18 protein-coding genes are annotated in these 17,673 nt (G+C 70.5%); 10 read left to right on the forward strand and 8 right to left on the reverse strand.

All coding sequences use genetic code 11. The annotated features are described in order from the left end of the window. Positions 1 to 32 precede the first annotated feature (32 nt). Together AB0K35_RS18315 and AB0K35_RS18320 are read left to right on the forward strand one after the other, a co-directional pair. The gene (locus tag AB0K35_RS18315; protein WP_238669899.1) at positions 33 to 1,544 is read left to right on the forward strand and encodes an APC family permease; all 1,512 of its coding nucleotides are present in this window, start codon (positions 33 to 35) and stop codon (positions 1,542 to 1,544) included. After that, positions 1,541 to 2,131, forward strand: a complete 591-nt coding sequence (locus AB0K35_RS18320; RefSeq protein WP_238669900.1) for a GNAT family N-acetyltransferase — start codon at positions 1,541 to 1,543, stop codon at positions 2,129 to 2,131. The genes AB0K35_RS18315 and AB0K35_RS18320 overlap by 4 nt, the downstream gene beginning before the upstream one ends. 115 nt (positions 2,132 to 2,246) lie before the next feature. Here AB0K35_RS18320 and AB0K35_RS18325 read toward each other — a convergent pair whose 3' ends face one another. After that, positions 2,247 to 3,071 (reverse strand): SigB/SigF/SigG family RNA polymerase sigma factor, encoded by an 825-nt coding sequence (locus tag AB0K35_RS18325; RefSeq protein WP_238669901.1) that lies wholly within the window; start codon positions 3,069 to 3,071, stop codon positions 2,247 to 2,249. Between the two features lie 379 nt (positions 3,072 to 3,450). On the opposite strand from AB0K35_RS18325, the gene AB0K35_RS18330 reads away from it, so the two are divergent. Further along, complete coding sequence (locus AB0K35_RS18330; RefSeq protein WP_238669902.1) at positions 3,451 to 4,200, forward strand: hypothetical protein; 750 nt, start codon at positions 3,451 to 3,453, stop codon at positions 4,198 to 4,200. Here AB0K35_RS18330 and AB0K35_RS18335 read toward each other — a convergent pair. Then, positions 4,149 to 5,738 (reverse strand): phospholipase D-like domain-containing protein, encoded by a 1,590-nt coding sequence (locus tag AB0K35_RS18335; protein ID WP_357361300.1) that lies wholly within the window; start codon positions 5,736 to 5,738, stop codon positions 4,149 to 4,151. The genes AB0K35_RS18330 and AB0K35_RS18335 overlap by 52 nt on opposite strands. Positions 5,739 to 5,872: 134 nt before the next feature. Here AB0K35_RS18335 and AB0K35_RS18340 point away from each other — a divergent pair, with 134 nt between their 5' ends. Further along, positions 5,873 to 6,001, forward strand: a complete 129-nt coding sequence (locus AB0K35_RS18340; RefSeq protein WP_256441970.1) for a hypothetical protein — start codon at positions 5,873 to 5,875, stop codon at positions 5,999 to 6,001. Positions 6,002 to 6,066: 65 nt separating this feature from the next. Here AB0K35_RS18340 and AB0K35_RS18345 read toward each other — a convergent pair whose 3' ends face one another. Both AB0K35_RS18345 and AB0K35_RS18350 read right to left on the reverse strand, forming a co-directional pair. Beyond that, a complete protein-coding gene (locus AB0K35_RS18345; protein WP_238669904.1) occupies positions 6,067 to 7,053 on the reverse strand; it encodes a pirin family protein in 987 nt (328 codons plus the stop codon). A 10-nt stretch (positions 7,054 to 7,063) separates the two neighbouring features. Continuing rightward, positions 7,064 to 7,546 (reverse strand): MarR family transcriptional regulator, encoded by a 483-nt coding sequence (locus AB0K35_RS18350; RefSeq protein WP_238669905.1) that lies wholly within the window; start codon positions 7,544 to 7,546, stop codon positions 7,064 to 7,066. A 158-nt stretch (positions 7,547 to 7,704) separates the two neighbouring features. Here AB0K35_RS18350 and AB0K35_RS18355 point away from each other — a divergent pair, with 158 nt between their 5' ends. Further along, a complete protein-coding gene (locus AB0K35_RS18355) occupies positions 7,705 to 8,238 on the forward strand; it encodes a GNAT family protein (protein WP_238669906.1) in 534 nt (177 codons plus the stop codon). 61 nt (positions 8,239 to 8,299) lie between these two features. On the opposite strand, the gene AB0K35_RS18360 is transcribed toward AB0K35_RS18355, so the two are convergent. Beyond that, positions 8,300 to 8,788, reverse strand: a complete 489-nt coding sequence (locus AB0K35_RS18360) for an FBP domain-containing protein (protein WP_363886426.1) — start codon at positions 8,786 to 8,788, stop codon at positions 8,300 to 8,302. Positions 8,789 to 8,848: 60 nt separating this feature from the next. On the opposite strand from AB0K35_RS18360, the gene AB0K35_RS18365 reads away from it, so the two are divergent. Continuing rightward, the gene (locus AB0K35_RS18365) at positions 8,849 to 9,418 is read left to right on the forward strand and encodes a TetR/AcrR family transcriptional regulator (RefSeq protein ID WP_238669908.1); all 570 of its coding nucleotides are present in this window, start codon (positions 8,849 to 8,851) and stop codon (positions 9,416 to 9,418) included. Between the two features lie 56 nt (positions 9,419 to 9,474). Here the strand turns inward: AB0K35_RS18365 and AB0K35_RS18370 are convergent, their stop codons facing one another. After that, positions 9,475 to 9,888 carry a VOC family protein gene (locus AB0K35_RS18370; RefSeq protein WP_238669909.1) on the reverse strand — a complete coding sequence of 138 codons (414 nt, stop codon included), beginning with the start codon at positions 9,886 to 9,888 and terminating at the stop codon, positions 9,475 to 9,477. Then, positions 9,885 to 10,892: a hypothetical protein gene (locus AB0K35_RS18375; protein ID WP_363886430.1), complete on the reverse strand. Its 1,008-nt coding sequence runs from the start codon at positions 10,890 to 10,892 to the stop codon at positions 9,885 to 9,887. Before AB0K35_RS18375 ends, AB0K35_RS18370 begins: the two co-directional genes overlap by 4 nt. Before the next feature lie 94 nt (positions 10,893 to 10,986). Here AB0K35_RS18375 and AB0K35_RS18380 point away from each other — a divergent pair, with 94 nt between their 5' ends. Together AB0K35_RS18380 and AB0K35_RS18385 are read left to right on the forward strand one after the other, a co-directional pair. Further along, on the forward strand, positions 10,987 to 11,391 hold the full coding sequence (locus AB0K35_RS18380) for a helix-turn-helix domain-containing protein (RefSeq protein WP_238669911.1): 405 nt from the start codon (positions 10,987 to 10,989) through the stop codon (positions 11,389 to 11,391). Further along, positions 11,388 to 11,975 carry a DUF1684 domain-containing protein gene (locus AB0K35_RS18385; protein ID WP_238669952.1) on the forward strand — a complete coding sequence of 196 codons (588 nt, stop codon included), beginning with the start codon at positions 11,388 to 11,390 and terminating at the stop codon, positions 11,973 to 11,975. The genes AB0K35_RS18380 and AB0K35_RS18385 overlap by 4 nt, the downstream gene beginning before the upstream one ends. Before the next feature lie 47 nt (positions 11,976 to 12,022). On the opposite strand, the gene AB0K35_RS18390 is transcribed toward AB0K35_RS18385, so the two are convergent. After that, entirely contained in the window at positions 12,023 to 12,610 is a 588-nt protein-coding gene (locus tag AB0K35_RS18390; protein ID WP_363886433.1) for a general stress protein, read from the reverse strand. Between the two features lie 111 nt (positions 12,611 to 12,721). Here AB0K35_RS18390 and AB0K35_RS18395 point away from each other — a divergent pair, with 111 nt between their 5' ends. Continuing rightward, entirely contained in the window at positions 12,722 to 14,554 is a 1,833-nt protein-coding gene (locus AB0K35_RS18395) for a glycoside hydrolase family 15 protein (RefSeq protein WP_363886436.1), read from the forward strand. A gap of 153 nt (positions 14,555 to 14,707) precedes the next feature. Beyond that, positions 14,708 to 17,584 carry a ricin-type beta-trefoil lectin domain protein gene (locus AB0K35_RS18400; protein ID WP_363886438.1) on the forward strand — a complete coding sequence of 959 codons (2,877 nt, stop codon included), beginning with the start codon at positions 14,708 to 14,710 and terminating at the stop codon, positions 17,582 to 17,584. Positions 17,585 to 17,673 lie beyond the last annotated feature (89 nt).

The following is a 17,673-nucleotide window of genomic DNA, read 5'->3' on the forward strand; positions in this document are numbered from 1 at the left end:
CCAACCCTCCCCTCGACAATCGGAGTAGTCGTATGCCCCCGACATCGACAGTCGACCGACCCAGCAACGTCTCCGAAGCCCTGGCCCGAGGCCGCCTCGGCATCCCCTCGGTGATCTTCTTCGTCCTCTCCGCCGCCGCGCCGCTGACAGTGGTGGCCGGCGTCGTCACCACCGGCTACGGCGTCATCGGGGTGACCGGCATCCCCCTGGCGTTCCTGCTGATCGCCGCGGTGCTCGCGCTCTTCTCGGTGGGTTACGTGGCGATGTCCCGCCGGGTGGAGAACGCCGGCGCCTTCTACGCCTACGTCTCTCGCGGCCTCGGCCGACCGGCCGGCGTGGGCGCCGCCTGGGTCGCGCTGATCGCGTACAACGCGTTGCAGGTCGGGCTGTACGGCACCATCGGCGTGGCGGCCGAGCCGGTGCTCGACCGGCTCTTCGGCGGGCACCCGCACTGGAGCGTCGTGGCCCTGGTGGCGTGGGCGTTGGTCGGCCTGCTCGGCCTGCTCCGGGTCGACCTCAACGGCATGGTCCTGGCCGCGCTGCTGGTCGCCGAGATCGTGGTGGTCCTCGTCTTCGACCTGGGACAGCTCGGCAACCCGGCCGAGGGTGGGGTCAGCTTCGCCCCGTTCTCACCGGACAACCTCTTCGTGCCGGGTGTCGGCGCGGTGCTGGTGCTCGCCGTCCTCGGCTTCGTCGGCTTCGAGTCGGCGGTGGTCTTCAGCGAGGAGAGCAAGGACCCGAAGCGCACCGTGCCGCTGGCCACCTACCTCTCGGTGGCGATCATCGCCGGGCTGTACGCGTTGTCGTCCTGGACCATGACCGTCGCGGTCGGGCAGGACCAGATCGTCGCCGAGGCCGGCGAGCAGAGCGTCGGGCTCATCTTCAACCTGGCCGCCGCGCACCTCGGCGACACCGCTGTCACCATCGGGCAGGTGCTCTTCCTGACCTCGGTGCTCGCCGCGATGATCTCGTTCCACAACACCACGGCCCGCTACACCTTCGCCCTCGGTCGGGAACGGGTGCTGCCAGCGGTGTTCGGGCAGACCTCGGCTCGTACCGGAGCGCCGCGGGCCGCCTCGGTGGCGCAGAGCGTCCTCGGACTGCTGGTCATCCTGCTGTACGCGATCAACGGCTGGGATCCGGTGGTCCAGCTCTTCTTCTGGGTCGGCACCACCGGCGGCTTCGGTGTCCTGCTGCTGATCGCCACCACCTCGGTGGCGGTGATCGCCTACTTCGCCCGCTCCGCCGGGGGCGAGAACCTCTGGCGACGGGCCATCGCGCCCGGCCTGGCAACCATCGCGCTCTTCGTGATCATCTGGTTGGCCGTGTCGAACTTCGCCAACCTGCTCGGCGTCGCGCCGGACTCGACGCTGCGCTGGGCGCTGCCCGCCGCGTACCCGGTGGCGGCCCTGCTGGGCATCGGCTGGGCCCTGCTGCTGCGCAGCAACCGCCCGGACACGTACGCCCGGATCGGTCTGGGGGCGGCGAGCGCCACGGCCGCCGTCAAGCCGGACGCGCCGGCCGCCGTGGAGGTGACCCGATGAGCGTGGTCATCGAGCAACTCGGGCCGGAGGAGACCACGCTCGTGGCGGGTCGGATCGCCGAGGCGTTCACCGTCCTGGAGGTGACCTACTGGCTGGTGCCCGACCCGAGCAAGCGGGAGGCGGTACTGGCCGGCGACTTCGAGATCCTGGTCGGGCACGCGATGCGGCACGGCATCGTCCACGCCACAGCGGACCGGGCCTCGGTCGCGGTGTGGTTTCCGTCGGTCGGTGAGCCGGCGCCGCCGCCGGCGGACTACGACGCCCGACTGGCCGCCGCCTGCGGTGAGTGGACCGACCGGTTCCAGCACCTCGACGAGCTGTTCGCGGCGCACCACCCGCATCCGGATCACCACCACCTCGCGTTCCTGGCGACCCGGCCCGACCGGCAGGGGCAGGGATTGGGAAGCGCGCTGATGCGCCACCACCACGCCTGGCTGGACGCCAACGGAATGCCGGCGTACCTGGAGGCGAGCAGCCCGCGCAGCCGGGACCTGTACGCGAAGCACGGCTACCTGGCCGGCGAGCCGTTCCGGGTGCCTGACGGCACGCCGTTCTGGCCGATGTGGCGCGAGCCCGTCGGGCACTGAGTCGGTCAGGTCGACGCGAGCAGCACATCCTGTGGTCGCACTGTAACGCTCGCGTGACAGCACGGACAGAGGGAAGGGCCGGGTCCACGGACCCGGCCCTTCCCTCGTCGAACTGTCAGTACGTGCCGTCGAGCTGGCCGCGCAGCTTGGTCAGCGCCCGGGTCAGCAGCCGCGAGACGTGCATCTGCGAGACACCGATCTGGTCGGCGATCTGCGACTGGGTCAGGTTGCCGTAGAAGCGCAGCGTGAGGATCTTCTGCTCGCGCTCGTCGAGGGTGGCCAGCGCCGGGCCGAGGGCCACGCGCAGCTCAGCCAGCTCGAACTCGCTGTCCTCGCCGCCGAGCATGTCGCCCAGCTCGGTGGCGCGCTCGCCGTCGCCGGTCGGGGTGGACAGCGACACCGCGTTGTACGCGCGGGCGCCTTCCAGGCCCTCCAGCACCTCTTCCTCGGTGAGCTTGAGGTGCGCGGCGATGTCGGCGACCGTCGGCGAGCGGCCGAGGGTCTGCAGCAGCGAGCTGTTGGCGTCGGAGATGGCCAGCCGCAGCTCCTGGAGCCGGCGGGGCACCCGGATGTCCCAGGTGCGGTCCCGGAAGTGCCGCTTGAGCTCGCCGATGATGGTGGGGATCGCGTAACCGGCGAAGTCGACACCGCGCTCGGGGTCGAACTTGTCGATGGCCTTGATCAGGCCGATCGCGGCGGTCTGCGCCAGGTCGTCGTTCGGCTCGCCGCGCCCGCTGTAGCGGTGGGCCAGGTGGTTGGCGAGCGGCAGCCAGGCCTCGATCGCCCGGTCCCGCAGGGCGGCGCGCGACGGGTGGTTGGCGGGCAGCGCCGCCATCGCGTTGAGCAGGTCGGCGGCGCTGTCGGTGAGGGCGCGCGGGTCAAGCTTGGTGGTGGCCTTGACGGGGGCGCTCGGCTGCTCGGTGATCGTTGGCGCGGTCATGGGTGGTCCTCCCTGCACCTCGTCCGCTGACAAAAAAGACGTGACGCTTTGGTTTAGCTTCCAATAGGCCGTTCGGGAGTCACCTTAACCTGATCGTCTCCCAGAAATCTAGCCGAAAGGTTGATGTACTTAAGGTGTGTTGAGCAACAAAAAGGGCAAGTGGGGCGGAAGTTCGGGTGGTTGTGAGGATCCTTACCCGTTGTTCCCGCTGCGGATCCGCTGCCCGGTCGGTCCGGCCGGTCCGGCCGATCGGCCCACGGGTCGCGTCGACTGGTCAACATGAAATCCGACAAGTCGGCAGGAGTGTCGACTATCCGTCCTTGTCCCGCTGGTGGGACCGGCCGTAGCGTCGCGTGTACACACCCGGTTCGGAGGCACCGTGCTCGATCCAGCCGCTCCCCAGCTTGTCGTGAACAGCCGCACCCTCTACTTCAGCTGGCTGCCGGCGGATCCCGACGCGGTCGCCGCGCTCGTCCCACCCGGGCTCTGCCCCCGCCCCGACCGGCAGGTCTTCCTCAACCAGTACATCGTCGACGACGAGACACAGACCTCCGGCTTCGGCGCGTACTCGCTGACCTACCTCGGCGTCTCGCTGCTGGGCGTCGATGCGCCGGGCGGCCTCAACGCCGGTGGCTGGTGGACCCACTACGTGGCCTCCACCCGGCGGGTCCGCGAGTACGCCCTCGCCCGCGGCGCCCCGGTGCTCGCCGGGCGCACCCGGATCGACGTGAACGGCGAGGACCTGCTCTCCGAGACGGAGATCGACGGCACGCCGTTGATCCGAGCGCGGTGTCGGGTGGGGGAGACCGGGCACGTGATCAGCAGTGGCCACCACCGCTACTTCACCCGGCGCGACGGCCAGTTGCTCAGCTCGGCCTACCCGTTCGTCGCCGAGCCGGTCGCCCCGTTCGAGATCGAGTCGGTGGAGTTCCTCCAGCGCGGCCACCCGATGTACGCGCTGCGCCCGGCCAACCCGCTGACCATCGGCTTCGGCTACTACTCACCGCGCTCGTCGTTCGCCTACCCCGGCGGGTTGAACGTGCATGCGGTCGCCGCTCCTGAGCCGGCCCGATCGCTTCACCAGGTGCCGGCCAGCCTCGCCCGCAGCGGCCTGCCGTCCGGGTCGTAGACCAGCCGGTACATGGGCAGCGCCCAGGCCCTGGTGTACCACGGAAGCCGTTCGGGGCGGTGCGGGCGCAGTCGCCCCGGCGGCCGTTGCCCCACCTGGCCGTCGTCGTACCACCGCTGTAGCGCGTCGGCGGCGGCCGTGACGGCCGCGACGGCGTCCGCCGGGTCCAGCAGGTCGGCGTCGTCAGCGCCGTCCGGGTCGCGGTCCAGGTGCTCGCGCCACAGCCGCAGTCGCAGGTCCCGGGCGAAGCTGCGCGCGCCGTCGCCCCGTCCGGCGGGGTCGGCGGGCTCCCGCTGGTCCAGGGTCTCGTCGAGGACGGCGCAGGACAACTCGCTGTCGTGAGTCCAGGACCGCCGGTTGAAGTTGTCGCTGCCCACGCTGGCCCAGACGTCGTCGACGACACAGACCTTCGCGTGCACGTAGACCGGGTCGCCGGCGTGGTTCTCCACGTCGAACACGTGCACCCGGTCCGGTGCGGCCCGCTCACACAGTGACAGCGCCTGCTCGCGCCCGACCATGTTCGGCGGCAGTGCCAGCTTGCCGTCCACGTCCGGGTGGCGGGGGACGACGGCGATCAGGTGCAGGTCCGGGTTGTCCCGCAGCGCGTGCGCGAACAGGTCCGCGACCTCGGCCGACCAGAGGTACTGGTCCTCCAGGTAGATCAGTTGGCGGGCTCGGCGCACCGCCTTCGTGTAACCCCGGGCCACTGTCCGCTCTCCGTCCGGTGCGAACGAGTAGCGCGGGCGGACGGCGGGGTAGGTGCGCAGCACCTGGATCTGGTGCGGACCGCAGGGCGGCGGATCGGCCGGCTGTTCGGGCAGCGGGTCGGGGCGCAGGTCCGAGCCGCGCAGCCGGTCCCGCAGGTAGGCCACCGGGTTCTCCGAGTCCAGCGGCATCGGGTCGGTCCAGCGTTCCCGGAACACGGTGTCCAACGCACCGACCACCGGACCGCGCACCGCGAGCTGCACGTCGTGCCAGGGCGGGTTGGGTCCGTACCGGGGGGACATCTGCACCGGTTGCGGGTCACCGTGGTGCGCGGCGTCGTCGCGGCGGCTGTGGCACAGGTCGATCCCGCCGGCGAAGGCGACGTCCCGCTCGGGCGCGCCCAGGTGTCGCAGCACCACGAGCTTCTGATGGTGCGAGCCGCCGCGCCGGACGCGTTGGTCAAGCAGCACCTCGCCACCGGCGGCCGAGATCGTCTCGCTGAGGTCGCGGTTCTCCGCCTCGCTGTACGCCAGGACGTCGAGGTGCGAGCGCCAGATCAACCCCTTCACCACCACACCGCGCTGCGCGGCCTGGGCGAAGAGTTGGGCAACTGTCGGACCGTCCGGGCGCAGTCGCTGGTCCGGGTCACCCCGCCAGTCGGTGAAGAACAGGTGGTCGCCGGGGCCCAGGGCCTCGACCTCGTCGACCAGTCGGTCGAAGTACGCGGCACCGTGAATCAACGGCTCGGCGAGGTTTCCCGTGGTCCATACGGGTATGCCAGAGACCGGGTTGGCGCGTTCCTCAGCGGTGAGAAACCAGTCCTGCAACGGCACCGTCCAGCCCCCCTGGAGGTCGGCAACGTCCTCACGGTAGGACCCCCGACGCGGGTCCGCACGCCAGGCCCCCTGACCGGTGACCTGGCCAACGCAGACGGAAGCGACGCGACAACAGCCGAGGAGGCCACACAATGCCCCGCGACACGACGAATCCCGTGACCGAGAACCGCGAGCCGGCGGTGGAGAGCGAACGGGGTGCGCTGGTAGCGGTGTTGGTGATGGTGATTCTGGGCGTCGCCGGGATTTTTGCGGTCTCCTGAGGCGGCGCCGACGCCACCGGGGGTGAACCGGAGGCGTCGGCGCCGAACTCAACTGCCGACAGTGGTCAGGGCCGGGCGCCCTGGCCGCCGGTGTGCGGGAGCCGCTCGGTGGGGATCACGCCGAGACGGCCGGCCTGGAAGTCCTCGAACGCCTTGAGCAGCTCGTCCCGGGTGTTCATCACGAACGGGCCGTACTGCGCCACCGGCTCCCTGATCGGCTGACCACCCATGATGTAGAGGTCCAGTGCCGGGGTGTTGCTGTCCTGCACGGTGTCGGCGCTGAACCGCAGCGCGTCACCCGGGCCGTGCACCGCGAGCTGGCCGGTACGCACCGGCCGCCGGTCGGCGCCGACCGTGCCGCGACCGCCCAGCACGTACACCAGGGCGTTGAAGTCGGGCCGCCAGGGCAGGTCGACCTGCGCGCCCGGTTGCACAGTGACGTGCGTGATGGTGATCGGGGTGAAGGTCGAACCCGGGCCGCGGTGCCCGGCGACCTCGCCGGCGATGACCCGGATCAGCGCGCCGCCGTCGGGCGTGGTGAGCAGCGCCGACTCCCGACCCCGGATGTCCTGGTAGCGGGGCGGGTTCATCTTGGCCGAGCGGGGCAGGTTGACCCACAGCTGGGTGCCGTGGAAGAGCCCGCCGCTCATCACCAGGTGCTCCGGCGGCGCCTCGATGTGCAGCAGGCCGCTGCCTGCCGTCATCCACTGGGTGTCACCGTCGGTGATGGTGCCGCCCCCGCCGTTGGAGTCCTGGTGGTCGAAGACGCCGTCGATGATGTAGGTGACGGTCTCGAAGCCGCGGTGCGGGTGCCACGGAGTGCCCTTGGGCTCGCCCGGCGCGTAGTCCACCTCGCCCATCTGGTCGAGGTGGATGAACGGGTCCAGGTCGGTGGTCGACACCCCGGCGAAGGCGCGACGGACCGGGAAGCCCTCACCCTCGAAGCCGCTGGGCGCCGTGGTCACCGTGCGGACCGGGCGGATCGTGGTGGTCTCGTCGAGCTGGGGCAGGCGGGGCAGGACGAGAACGTTGTCGACGGTGATCGCGGGCATGTCGAGGCTCCTAGCGTGAGGCGGGGGTGGTCGAGCTGGCCCGCGATGCCCGCAGGCGCTCGCCGAGCCGGTCGAAGACCCGGGTGAGGCAGGCGACCTCGGCATCGTCGAGGTCGTCCATGAGATGGGTACGCACCGACGCCAGATGGTGGGGTGCGGCTTCCCGCAGGGCGAGCAGCCCGGCGGCGGTGAGCACCGCCTCGCTGCCGCGCCGGTCGTCCGGGCAGGGCTCCTTGCTGACCAGGCCACGACGTTGCATGGAGGAGACCTGGTAGGTGAGGCGGCTGGGCGAAAAGATCAACCGGCTGGCCAGCTCGCCCATCCGTAGCCGCTGCCCGGGTGCCTCGGAGAGCAGGACCAGCACGTGGTAGTCGGGGAAGCTGAGGTCGCTGTCGACCCGTAGATCCTCTTCCAACTGGGTGTAGAGACGCTGGCTGGCCTCGATGTAGGCGCGCCAGGCGGCCTCTCGGGTGCTGTCCAGGCTCTCGGTCATGTCCACGACGGTAGCACTACTTCAAAATTTAAGTAACAGCGTTGAGCGTTGTCTGGGTCACTTTCCCGCGCCCTCGCCAATGAGATCGTGCAGCTTTGAAGGAAACCGGCGTTAATCCGGCGGCGCGTAGGCCGCAGGTTGTGCCAGACTCCGGCCTCGTGGAACACGTGGAACTCTCCGCCGCCGACCTGCTGCTGCGCCCCTGGCGGGATGAGGACGCCCCGGCGGTGCGCGACGCGCTCCGGGACCCGGCGATCGCCCAGTGGAACCCGCAGGGTGGCGACCCGATCGACGACGAGGTCGCGCTGCTCTGGGTGCGTCGCCGGGCCGACTGGTCCACGGGTGGTCATGCCTCGATGGCGGTCACCGCGGCTGCCGACGGCGAACTGCTCGGCTCGGTGTCGCTGCACCGCATCCACGACGGCGACGCGTCCATCGGCTACTGGACGGTTCCCGCGGCGCGGGGGCGTCGGGTGGCGGTCCGCGCCGTCGTCCGGCTCACCGAGTGGGCGTTCGCGGATCTCGGACTGCACCGGGTGGAGCTGTGTCACGCGGTGGCCAACCCGGCGTCCTGCCGGGTCGCCGACCGCGCCGGCTACCCGGCCGAGGGCACGCTGCGCGAGTCGTACCGGTACGGCGACGGCCGCCGCTACGACGAGCACCTGCACGCCCGCCTGGCCACCGACCGCTAGCCGGAGGCGGACCGGGGCCCGCACACGCTCGGGCCCCGGCCGCACGGTTTGTCGCGAACCGTCACTCGGTGACCTTGCGAAGGAACGTCGCGAGAGCGGTCCTGATGCGGTCGATCCGCTCCGGCAGAGGCAGCGGCTCGGGCGCGGGGGGCCCCGCGTGCTTCTTTCCCCGCAGGTACAGCGAGCAGGCCAGGTCGGAGCACAGGTACGTGCCCACGGAGTCGCCCTGCCGTCCGCTCGGACCGGCCTTCGGGGCGGTCATCAACGTGACGCCACCGCCGAGGTGGGTGGTCAGGCAGAACGAGCACATGCTGTGCCGCACGCGCCCCGTCTGGTGGGTCGCGGCCCGCAGCACCACTCCGGCCGGCTTGCCGTCGGTTTCGGCGACCAGGTAGGCCCGCTGCGGCGCGGCGGGATCCCGCCAGCCGAGAAAGTCGAGGTCGTCCCACTGGCGCATTTCAAGATCGTTTGGAACGGTCAGCCGTTTCGCCTCGCCCCGGCTGCAATTGACGAAGGAGGCGCGGATGACGGATTCGGTCAGGACCAACATAGGTAGTAGCCTAGCCACCCTAGGCAAACCATTAACAAAGATAGGTTTGGAGTGTGGTGGATGGCACGCGCAGGGGTGACCGTCGAGCGCCTGACGCTGGCCGCGGCCGAGCTGGCCGACGAGGTGGGCGTGGAGAACGTCACTGTTGCCGCGCTCGCCCGCCAGTTCGGGGTGAAGGACGCCAGCCTGTACTTCCACCTGAAGAACGCACACGAACTGCGGGTCAGGATCGCCCTGCTGGCGCTGGCGGAGCTGGCCGACCGGGTCGCCGCCGCGCTCGCCGGTCGGGCCGGCAAGGACGCCCTGGTGGCGTTCGCCAACGCGTACCGCGACTACGCGCGAGAGCACCCGGGCCGCTACGCGGCAATGCAGATCGACCTCGACCCGGAGACCGCCGCCGCGAGCGCGGGCGTCCGGCACGCCGAGATGACCCGGGCGATTCTGCGCGGCTACCGGCTCTCCGAGCCCGACCAGACCGACGCGGTGCGGATGATGCACAGCACCTTCCACGGGTTCGTGAGCCTGGAGAAGACCGGCGGCTTCCGGCACACCCCGCGCCCCACTGACGACTCCTGGTCGCGCACCCTGGACGCCCTCGACGCCGTCCTCACCAACTGGCCGTCGCGCTGACGGCCGGGTGGGCAGACGTCTGCCCCACCCGGTCGACGCTCAGGTTCGTGCTCGGATCAGGGCATCGCTGGCGCGCTGACGTTCACCAGCCAGTCGGTTCCGTACCTGTCGGTGCACCTGCCGTAGAGCGCACCCCACGGTGATCTCGCGAAGGGCGCCGTCACCGTCCCTCGCTCGGACAGTCGCTCCCAGTAGGTGGTGAGTTCCGCCTGGTCGCCGCCCAGAGTGATCGACGAGCTGCTGCCGGCCCCGTCGTCGCCCGGCGTCCGGTCGGAGGCCATCAGCACGACCCCGGTCGTGCCGCGGAGCGTCGCGTGCGCGATCAGCTCGTCCCGCGCCGTGTCGGTCGACCCTCGGAGGTCGCCGAAGGTGGTGATCTCCAGGTTGCCCCCGAACACCGACTGGTAGAACGACATCGCCTCCCGGGCGTTGCCGGTGAAGCTGAGGTACGGGCTGACCCGGGCGGTCATCGTCCCACCTCGGCGGTGAGCGGGCGGTGCTGTGCGGTCCGCTGCCGGAGCAGGACGAGCCCGAGGCCCGCCAGGAACCAGGTGCCGAGGATGACGAGAGGTGCGACGGTGTGTGCGCCGCTGAAGTAGCCGAAGTTGTTGACCGCGCGCACGGCCGCGCCCGGCGGGAGCTTCCCCGAGATCGCCTGCGCCCATTCCGGTAGCAGGTCGACCCCGATCGTCGCTCCGCTCGTCGCGTTGCCGATGGTCGTGAGGGTGAGGACGGCGAGAGCGATGCCCGCGGGCCCGAGCCAGGCCCCCAGAGCCTTCGTGGTGAAGGCGCTGGCCGCGGAGAGCAGGATGAGCGAGAGCGCGAGTAGCGGGAACGGGGCCGTGAGTGAGCCGTAGACCGGGCCCGCGACGGTCGCCGCGATCACACCGATCAGGACGGCGAATCCACTCATCGCGTAGAGGCGGTGGCGGAGGCGCACCTTCGCGGTGGCCGCGGTGAGCCCCTGAGCGAGGACGAACGACGAGAGGGTGACGCCGAACACCACGTAGAAGGCGGACAGCCCGCGACTGTCGTAGGTCGCCAGCGGCACGATGTCGTTTTCCTGGACGGTCGCCCCCGCCTTTCTGGCGAGGCCGGCCGCGAGCTGACGCGCCGCCCCGCTCTCGCTGAACCCGCTCGCGCCGGCGTAGTCGAGTGTCAGCGTGGTGGGGGAGGTCGCGCCGAGGACGGCGACGGCGTCACCATGTCGCACCATGGCCTCGCCGTCCGCGACGCTCGCGACCTCGGTGACGGCCACGGTGTTGCCGAACCCGGCTTGTGCGGTGGCCGCCAGCTGATGGCTGGCCACGGCGATCGGCAGCTGGCTCGGCTGAGGGCTGCGTTGCAGTCCGACATACACCGCTATGAACGCCGTGCCGATGATCAGCCCGGTGATCACGAGCGTTGTCCAGGCTCGGCGCTGGGTGACGACGGGCGACGTTCCGTCGGTACGTGGATCGGGTGGCGACGTCATGGGTGCTTCCTCGGGTAGTGTGGTTTGAATGTCCAACCAAACGAACCGTAGCACCGACGGTTTGAAAATCAAACCAGGGCGGGACTCTCTCGCTGTGGCGCTCGACGCGGTCAACGACAGGTGGTCGCTGCACATCGTGCGGGCGCTCGCATTCGGCGCATCGCGGTACACCGAGATCCTCAGAGCCGTCGGCGCGCCCAGGGACGTCCTCGCCGCCCGACTGCGGAAACTCGCCGAATCCGGCATCCTCCAGGCCCGTGCCACCGAGAACGGCAAGGTCGCGGGGTACGAACTGACCCAGAAGGGCAAGGACCTCGGGCAGGTCATCCTCGTGCTCAAGCGCTGGGGTGACACCTACAGCGAGGACGACGTGCCGCGAGTCGACTTCATCCACGACGTCTGCGGCCAGGTCTTCGTCGCCGAGGTGCGCTGCCAGGCATGCGGCAGGCCCCTCCGGTCCGGAGAGCTGTCCTTCGATCAGGAGTCACCGGCATGCTGAGCGAACTGGAGTTGGCCGACTGGCGGGAGCGGGTGGCCCGGCTGTACCTGTCCGACGTCGACCTGACCGGCTTCCGCGCCGGCCGCGACGAACTCTTCGCCACCCACCCGCAGAGCCCGATCCCGGTGGCGGAGCGGCCCGGCTTCGCCGGGGTGCGCTACTTCCCGCCCAATCCCGAGGCCGTGGTCGAGGCGCCCCTGCGCTCGGCGAGCGGTGAGCTGCGCATCGACACCGGTGGCCCGGACGGGGTGGTCGCGTACCGGCGGGTCGCGGTGGCCGAGACACCGTGGGGGCCGCTGACCCTGTGGTGGATCGAGGCGTACGGGGGCGGGCTGTTCGTTCCGCTGCGCGACGGCACCTGCGGGCCGGAGAGCTACGGCGGAGGTCGGTACCTCACCGACACGGTGAAGGGCACCTTCGGCCGGGGCGTCGAGCTCCTGCCCGGCGACCGGGTCCGGCTGGACGCCAACTACCTCTACAACCCGAGCTGTGCCTACGATGACCGCTGGGCCTGCCCGCTGGCACCACCGGAGAACCGGGTCGACGTGCCGCTGCGGGCCGGCGAGCTGGCGTACCACCACTGAACGGCCGCCCGCCCCGGGCGCTGCCGGGACGGGCGGTCGGTCGTCGCTCAGCGGGCGTTCGCCGCCGAGCTGGGCATCTGCATCCGAGCGAGCAGCTGTCGCGCCTGGTCGGCGAGTTGCGCGTCGACGGTCACCGCGTACTGGCCGGCACGCAGCGAGCTGGCCGAGGTGAAGTCGCGCTGCCCGCCCGTCATGGCGTGCGCGACAGCGCCGAACACGGCACCCCAGATCGCACCGATGACCAGCCCGACCAGGATCACCGCCAGCCAGTTGCCGACGGTGAAGATGCCGAACAACAGGCCGATGAAGAGCCCGAACCAGGCGCCGGTGCCGGCGCCGAGCAGGCCGGCGCGACCGGTGGTCATTCGCCCGAGCACCGTCTCCACCAGGGTGAGGTTGGTGCCGACGATGGCGCTGTGCTCCACCGGGAAGCGGTTGTCGGCCAGGTAGTCGACGACCCGCTGCGCGGTCGGATAGTCCGGGTACGAGCCGATCGTCACTGTCGGCGGGCCGGCCTCCGGCCCGTGGCCGTCCCCGGCCGGTGTCGACAGGCGACCGGCCGGCCCGGTTGGAAGCAGGTCGCCACCCTGTGTGCCGGACCGCCAGGCGGCGGTCGGCCCCGAAGCTGACGTCATGAGCATCCTCCCTCGTCAGCTCGCCGGGTTCCCGTCCAGGCCGACCGGTAACGCGGTCTGGACCGTCGGGCGGGAGGGGAATGGGCGCGGACTGCCCGGGTAGGCACTCAGGTGGAGAGCGGACAGATCAGCGACTACGGTTTCCTCGCCGACGGCCGCACCGCGGCGCTGGTGGACGCCTCGGGCTCGGTGAACTGGTGGTGCCCTGGCCGGTTCGACGCTCCGTCGGTGTTCGGGCGGCTGCTCGACGACGGCGCGGGGCACTGGTCGATCCGGCCGGAGGCCGATTTCACCGTCGAACGGAGCTACCTGGAGGACACCCTGGTGTTGCGGACCGTCTTCCGCACCGCGCAGGGGGAGGTCGCGCTCACCGACGCGCTCGCCTTCGAGCCCGGCTCGCGAGGTCACGACATCGGGATGCACCCACCGCAGGTGCTGGTCCGTAGCGTGCAGGGACTCTCCGGTGCGGTGCCTATGCGGGTGCACTACCGTCCGCGCTTCGAGTACGGGCGCACCATCGCGTACCTGGTCGAGCGTGAGGACATGCTCGAGGCCATCGCCGGGGCCGCGCGACTCACCTTCCGCAGCAGCGTGCGGTTGGCGTGCGGCGACGATGGCGATGCCGCAGCGACGTTCACCGTCCGCGCCGGCACGACCCACAACTTCAGTCTCGGGTACGCCCCGACCTACGACGCCCCACTGCCCGAGGTGCCGGACGCCGACCAGACGATCGCCGACACCGTCGCCGGCTGGCGGTCCTGGACCGACGAGCATCCCTACCAGGGACTCTACGCCGAGGAGGTGCGGCGCAGCGGACTGGTGGTGCAGGGCATGACGTACCGGCCCAGCGGCGCGGTGGTGGCCTCGGTGACCACCTCGCTGCCCGAGGAGCTCGGCGGGGACCGCAACTACGACTACCGCTACGTCTGGGTGCGCGATTTCAGCCACACCTTGCGGGCGCTGTGGCGGTCGGCGTGCTTCGACGAGGTGCGGCGACAGTTCGCCTGGTTGGGCCGGGCGATGGGCCGCATCGACGACAGGCCGGTGCCCATCATGTACGGGGTGCTGGGGGAGCGGGACCTCACCGAGCATCGGCTGGACCAGCTCGGCGGTTATCGCGACAGCCCGCCGGTGGTGATCGGCAACGACGCGTGGCGGCAGCGGCAGAACGACATCTACGGCGCGGCCATGGACGCTGCCTGGCTGATGCGCGACCAGCTGGAACCGTTCGACCCGGAGGTCTACCACCTGCTCCGGGTGCTCGCCGATCAGGCCGAGCGGGACTGGAAACAGCCGGACGCGGGGATGTGGGAGGAGCGTGGAATCCAACACCACCACGTGTCCTCGAAGGTGGAGTGCTGGGTAGCGCTGGACCGGGCGGTCCGGTTCGGCGACCAGCTCGGCGGGCCGCAGGACCTGGTCCGCTGGACGGCCGCTCGGGACGAGGTGCGCGCGGCGGTCCTCAAGCGGGGGTGGAGCGACCGGCTCCAGTCGTACACCGGGATTTTTGATTCCGACGAGCTGGACGCGTCGGTGCTGGTGATGCCGCTGGTGGGCTTTCTGCGGGCCGATGACCCGCGGATGCGCTCGACGGTCCGCGCGGTGGAGCGGCGACTGTCGCGCGACGGCCTGCTGCGGCGCTGGGACGGCGACCCGGCGGGCTTCATCATCTGTTCGTTCTGGCTGGTGAGTTGCCTGGCGTTGGCCGGCGAGCGGGATCGGGCGCACGAGTTGTTTCGCGATCTGGCTGGTCGGGTCAACGACCTGGGCCTGTTCGCCGAGCAGATCGACCAGCAGACCGGGGAGCAGCTGGGCAACTTCCCGCAGGCGTTCTCGCACATCGGTCTCATCAATGCCGCCGGTGTGCTCACCGACGTCGAGCAGGACCCGACGTTGCGCGAGTGCGGGATGCCCCCGGCGCACTTCACCCCGACGCGTCGCTGAGGCCGTACTTTTGTGTAAATCTTGACAACTTTCGATCCGATGACGCGAAGTTCTATCGCTTTCCAGTGAAAGGCGTTAATGTCCGGGGCACCCTGCGGTGCTCCTCCAGTCGGCGGGAGCGGCACCGAGATCCCCCGGACAGCTGGAGGTCTCGTGTCCCGCACACCGCGCCGACGTCTCGTCAGCGCCACCACACTGCTCACCGTCCTGATCGCCCTCTGCCTCGTCCCGCAGGCAGGCGTTCTACCGGCCGCCGCGTCCCCGGCCCAGGCCGTTGCCCTCGCCCCGCCCCCCACCAGCGGTTTCGAGAAGGTCGCCCTCGACGGCGGCCTCTCCATGGGCGAACCGATCGAACTGGCCGTCGCGCCCGACGGCAAGGTCTTCTACATCAACCGGGGCACCAGCAGCGCCGGTGGCCAGGTCCGCCTCTACAACCCGGCGACCAGGTCCACCACTGTGGCCCTGACCCTGGCGCTGGACGCCCGCTTCGAGGACGGCCTGATCGGCATCACACTGCACCCGAGCTTCGCGAGCAACCACTGGGTCTACCTCTTCTACTCGCCGAAGGTCACCCCACTCGTCAACCGGATCAGTCGGTTCACCTTCAACCCGTCCACACTGCAGCTCGACCCGGGCAGCGAGGACCCGCTGATCGAGTGGCCCACCGAACGTGATCTCTGCTGCCACTCGGCCGGCTCGATGAGCTGGGACACCGCCGGCAACCTGTACTTCGCCGTGGGCGACAACACCAACTCCGGCGGCGACTCCGCCGGGATGGCCCCGATCGACGAGCGGACGAACCGCAACGCCCAGTACGACGCCCAGCGCACCTCCGGCAACACCAACGACCTGCGCGGCAAGATCAACCGGATCCACCCGGAGAACGACGGCAGCTACACCGTCCCCGCCGGCAACCTCTTCGCCGCCGGCACCGCCCGAACGCGCCCGGAGATCTACGTGATGGGCGTGCGCAACCCGTACCGGATCTGGGTGGACCGCAAGGCCAACAACACCCTCTACTGGGGTGAGGTCGGCCCCGATGCCGGCACCGACCTCGCCAACCGTGGCCCGGCGGCCTACGACGAGTTCAACCGGGCCAACGGGCCCGGCAACTACGGATGGCCGTACTGCGGTGGCCCCAACGTCGCCTACAACGACTGGGACTTCGCCACCGCCACACCGCGTGGCTGGTTCCCCTGCGGCGGCTCGACCGGCCCGGTCAACAACTCACCCCGCAACACGGGCGTCCAGCAGCTTCCGCCGACGAAACCGGCGCTGGTCTGGGAGCAGCACGGCGGCAGTGAGGACTGGCCGGCGCTGGACAACCCGGGTGGGTGCGGGTCGCCCAACCACGTGGAGGTCTACCACTACGACCCGAACCTCGTCTCGGACGCGAAGTGGCCGGCGTACTACGACAACAAGTGGCTGATCTCCGAGTACTGCCGTAACTGGATCAAGGAGGTCCAGTTCGACAACGGCAACCCGTCCACCGGCACGCCGACAGTCATCGAGCCGGTGCTCGCCGGCCTGAAACTCGTCCACCCGATCGACTGGCAGTTCGGCCCGGACGGTTCGCTCTACCTGCTGGAGTACGGCAGCGGCTACTTTTCCGGCGCGGTCGACGCCGGTCTCTACAAAATCAACTATGTCCAGGGTGGCCGGTCGCCGGAAGCCAAGGCCACCATCAACCGGGACAACGGCCTGGCCCCGCTCTCGGTGACCTTCTCCAGCGCCGGCAGCTCGGACCCGGACGGCGACCCGCTGACGTACGCGTGGGACTTCACCAACAACGGCAGCACCGACTCGACAGCCGCGAACCCGTCCTTCACGTACTCCGCCAACGGCAGCTACAGCGCCCGGCTCACAGTCAACGACGGCACCGGCCGCAGCGCCACCACACTGGTGGCGGTGGTGGTCGGCAACAACCGTCCGACGGTCACGTTGACCGGCCTGCCCGCCGGCGGGCTCTTCGACTGGGGGCAGGACCTGACGGTCGGCGCCACGGCCAGTGACCCGCAGGACGGCACGCCGGCCTGCTCGACGGTGGTCGTCCGGGCCGCGCTGGGCCACCAGGAGCACGCCCACGAGGAGGGGGAGGGGACCGGCTGCGGCGCGACCTTCAACACCGGCCCGGTGCACGCCGGCCCCGACTCGGTGCTGTTCTTCGTCCTGCGGGGCAGCTACACCGATCGCGGCGCGACCGGCACGGCCGCACTCACCGGTGAGCAGGAGATCAGCCTCTACCCGAAACAGTGGCAGGCCGAGCACTTCGTCCAGCTCAACGGCCCCAAGGTGATCGACCAGGCGGCGGCCGAGGGTGGCAAGCGGCTGGGTGACGTCCAGAGCGGCGAGAGCGTCCGGCACCACGCGGTGAGCCTCAAGGGAATTACCGGCGTTCGGACCCGGGTCTCCTCCGGCGGCCCCGGCGGCACCATCTCCTTCCGGTACGACTCACCGACCGGCGCCGAGGTCGCCCGGATCGCGGTGCCGAACACCGGCGGCTGGGACAACTACACCGAGCTGAGCACCACCGTGACCAAGCCCGACGACGGCACCCACGACCTGTACCTGGTCGTCACCGGCGGCAGCGGGGCGTTGCTGGACGTGGACAGCTACACCTTCACCGGCCCGGGCGTCGGCACCGGCGGGGCGCGCACCGGTGAGGTCAAGGCCCTCGGCAAGTGCGCGGACATCGCCTCCAGCCAGACCGCGAACGGCACCAGGGTGCAGACCTGGACCTGCAACGGCACCGCCGCCCAGCGCTGGACCCTGCCCGGCGACGGTACGGTGCGAGGGCTCGCCAAGTGCCTGGACGTGAAGGCGAGCGGCACCACCGACGGCACCCTCGTGCAGCTCTACGACTGCAACGGCAGCGGGGCCCAGCAGTGGGCCGCCCAGTCGGACGGCAGCCTGCGCAACCCCCAGTCCGGGCGTTGCCTGGACATTCCCAACTCGGACCTCACCGACGGCCGGCAACTGCGGATCTGGACCTGCAACGGCACCGGGGCGCAACGCTGGACCCTGCCGTGACCGCCCCCTGACCGGCTCGGCACCCGTACCCGAGCGTCGATCACGCACGGGGCCGGCGGCGGAGGCGGAGCCCGGCCGTCCACCCACGT

Origin of the sequence: Micromonospora sp. NPDC053740, from assembly GCF_040677775.1 — a bacterium.
GTDB lineage: Bacteria > Actinomycetota > Actinomycetes > Mycobacteriales > Micromonosporaceae > Micromonospora > Micromonospora alfalfae.

Coding starts and splice junctions, on each gene's coding strand:
- AB0K35_RS18375 (WP_363886430.1), bottom strand. CDS start 10,892: ATGACGTCGCCACCCGATCCACGTACCGACGGAACGTCGCCCGTCGTC.
- AB0K35_RS18315 (WP_238669899.1), top strand. CDS start 33: ATGCCCCCGACATCGACAGTCGACCGACCCAGCAACGTCTCCGAAGCC.
- AB0K35_RS18320 (WP_238669900.1), top strand. CDS start 1,541: ATGAGCGTGGTCATCGAGCAACTCGGGCCGGAGGAGACCACGCTCGTG.
- AB0K35_RS18350 (WP_238669905.1), bottom strand. CDS start 7,546: ATGACCGAGAGCCTGGACAGCACCCGAGAGGCCGCCTGGCGCGCCTAC.
- AB0K35_RS18360 (WP_363886426.1), bottom strand. CDS start 8,788: ATGTTGGTCCTGACCGAATCCGTCATCCGCGCCTCCTTCGTCAATTGC.
- AB0K35_RS18365 (WP_238669908.1), top strand. CDS start 8,849: ATGGCACGCGCAGGGGTGACCGTCGAGCGCCTGACGCTGGCCGCGGCC.
- AB0K35_RS18345 (WP_238669904.1), bottom strand. CDS start 7,053: ATGCCCGCGATCACCGTCGACAACGTTCTCGTCCTGCCCCGCCTGCCC.
- AB0K35_RS18325 (WP_238669901.1), bottom strand. CDS start 3,071: ATGACCGCGCCAACGATCACCGAGCAGCCGAGCGCCCCCGTCAAGGCC.
- AB0K35_RS18370 (WP_238669909.1), bottom strand. CDS start 9,888: ATGACCGCCCGGGTCAGCCCGTACCTCAGCTTCACCGGCAACGCCCGG.
- AB0K35_RS18340 (WP_256441970.1), top strand. CDS start 5,873: ATGCCCCGCGACACGACGAATCCCGTGACCGAGAACCGCGAGCCGGCG.
- AB0K35_RS18390 (WP_363886433.1), bottom strand. CDS start 12,610: ATGACGTCAGCTTCGGGGCCGACCGCCGCCTGGCGGTCCGGCACACAG.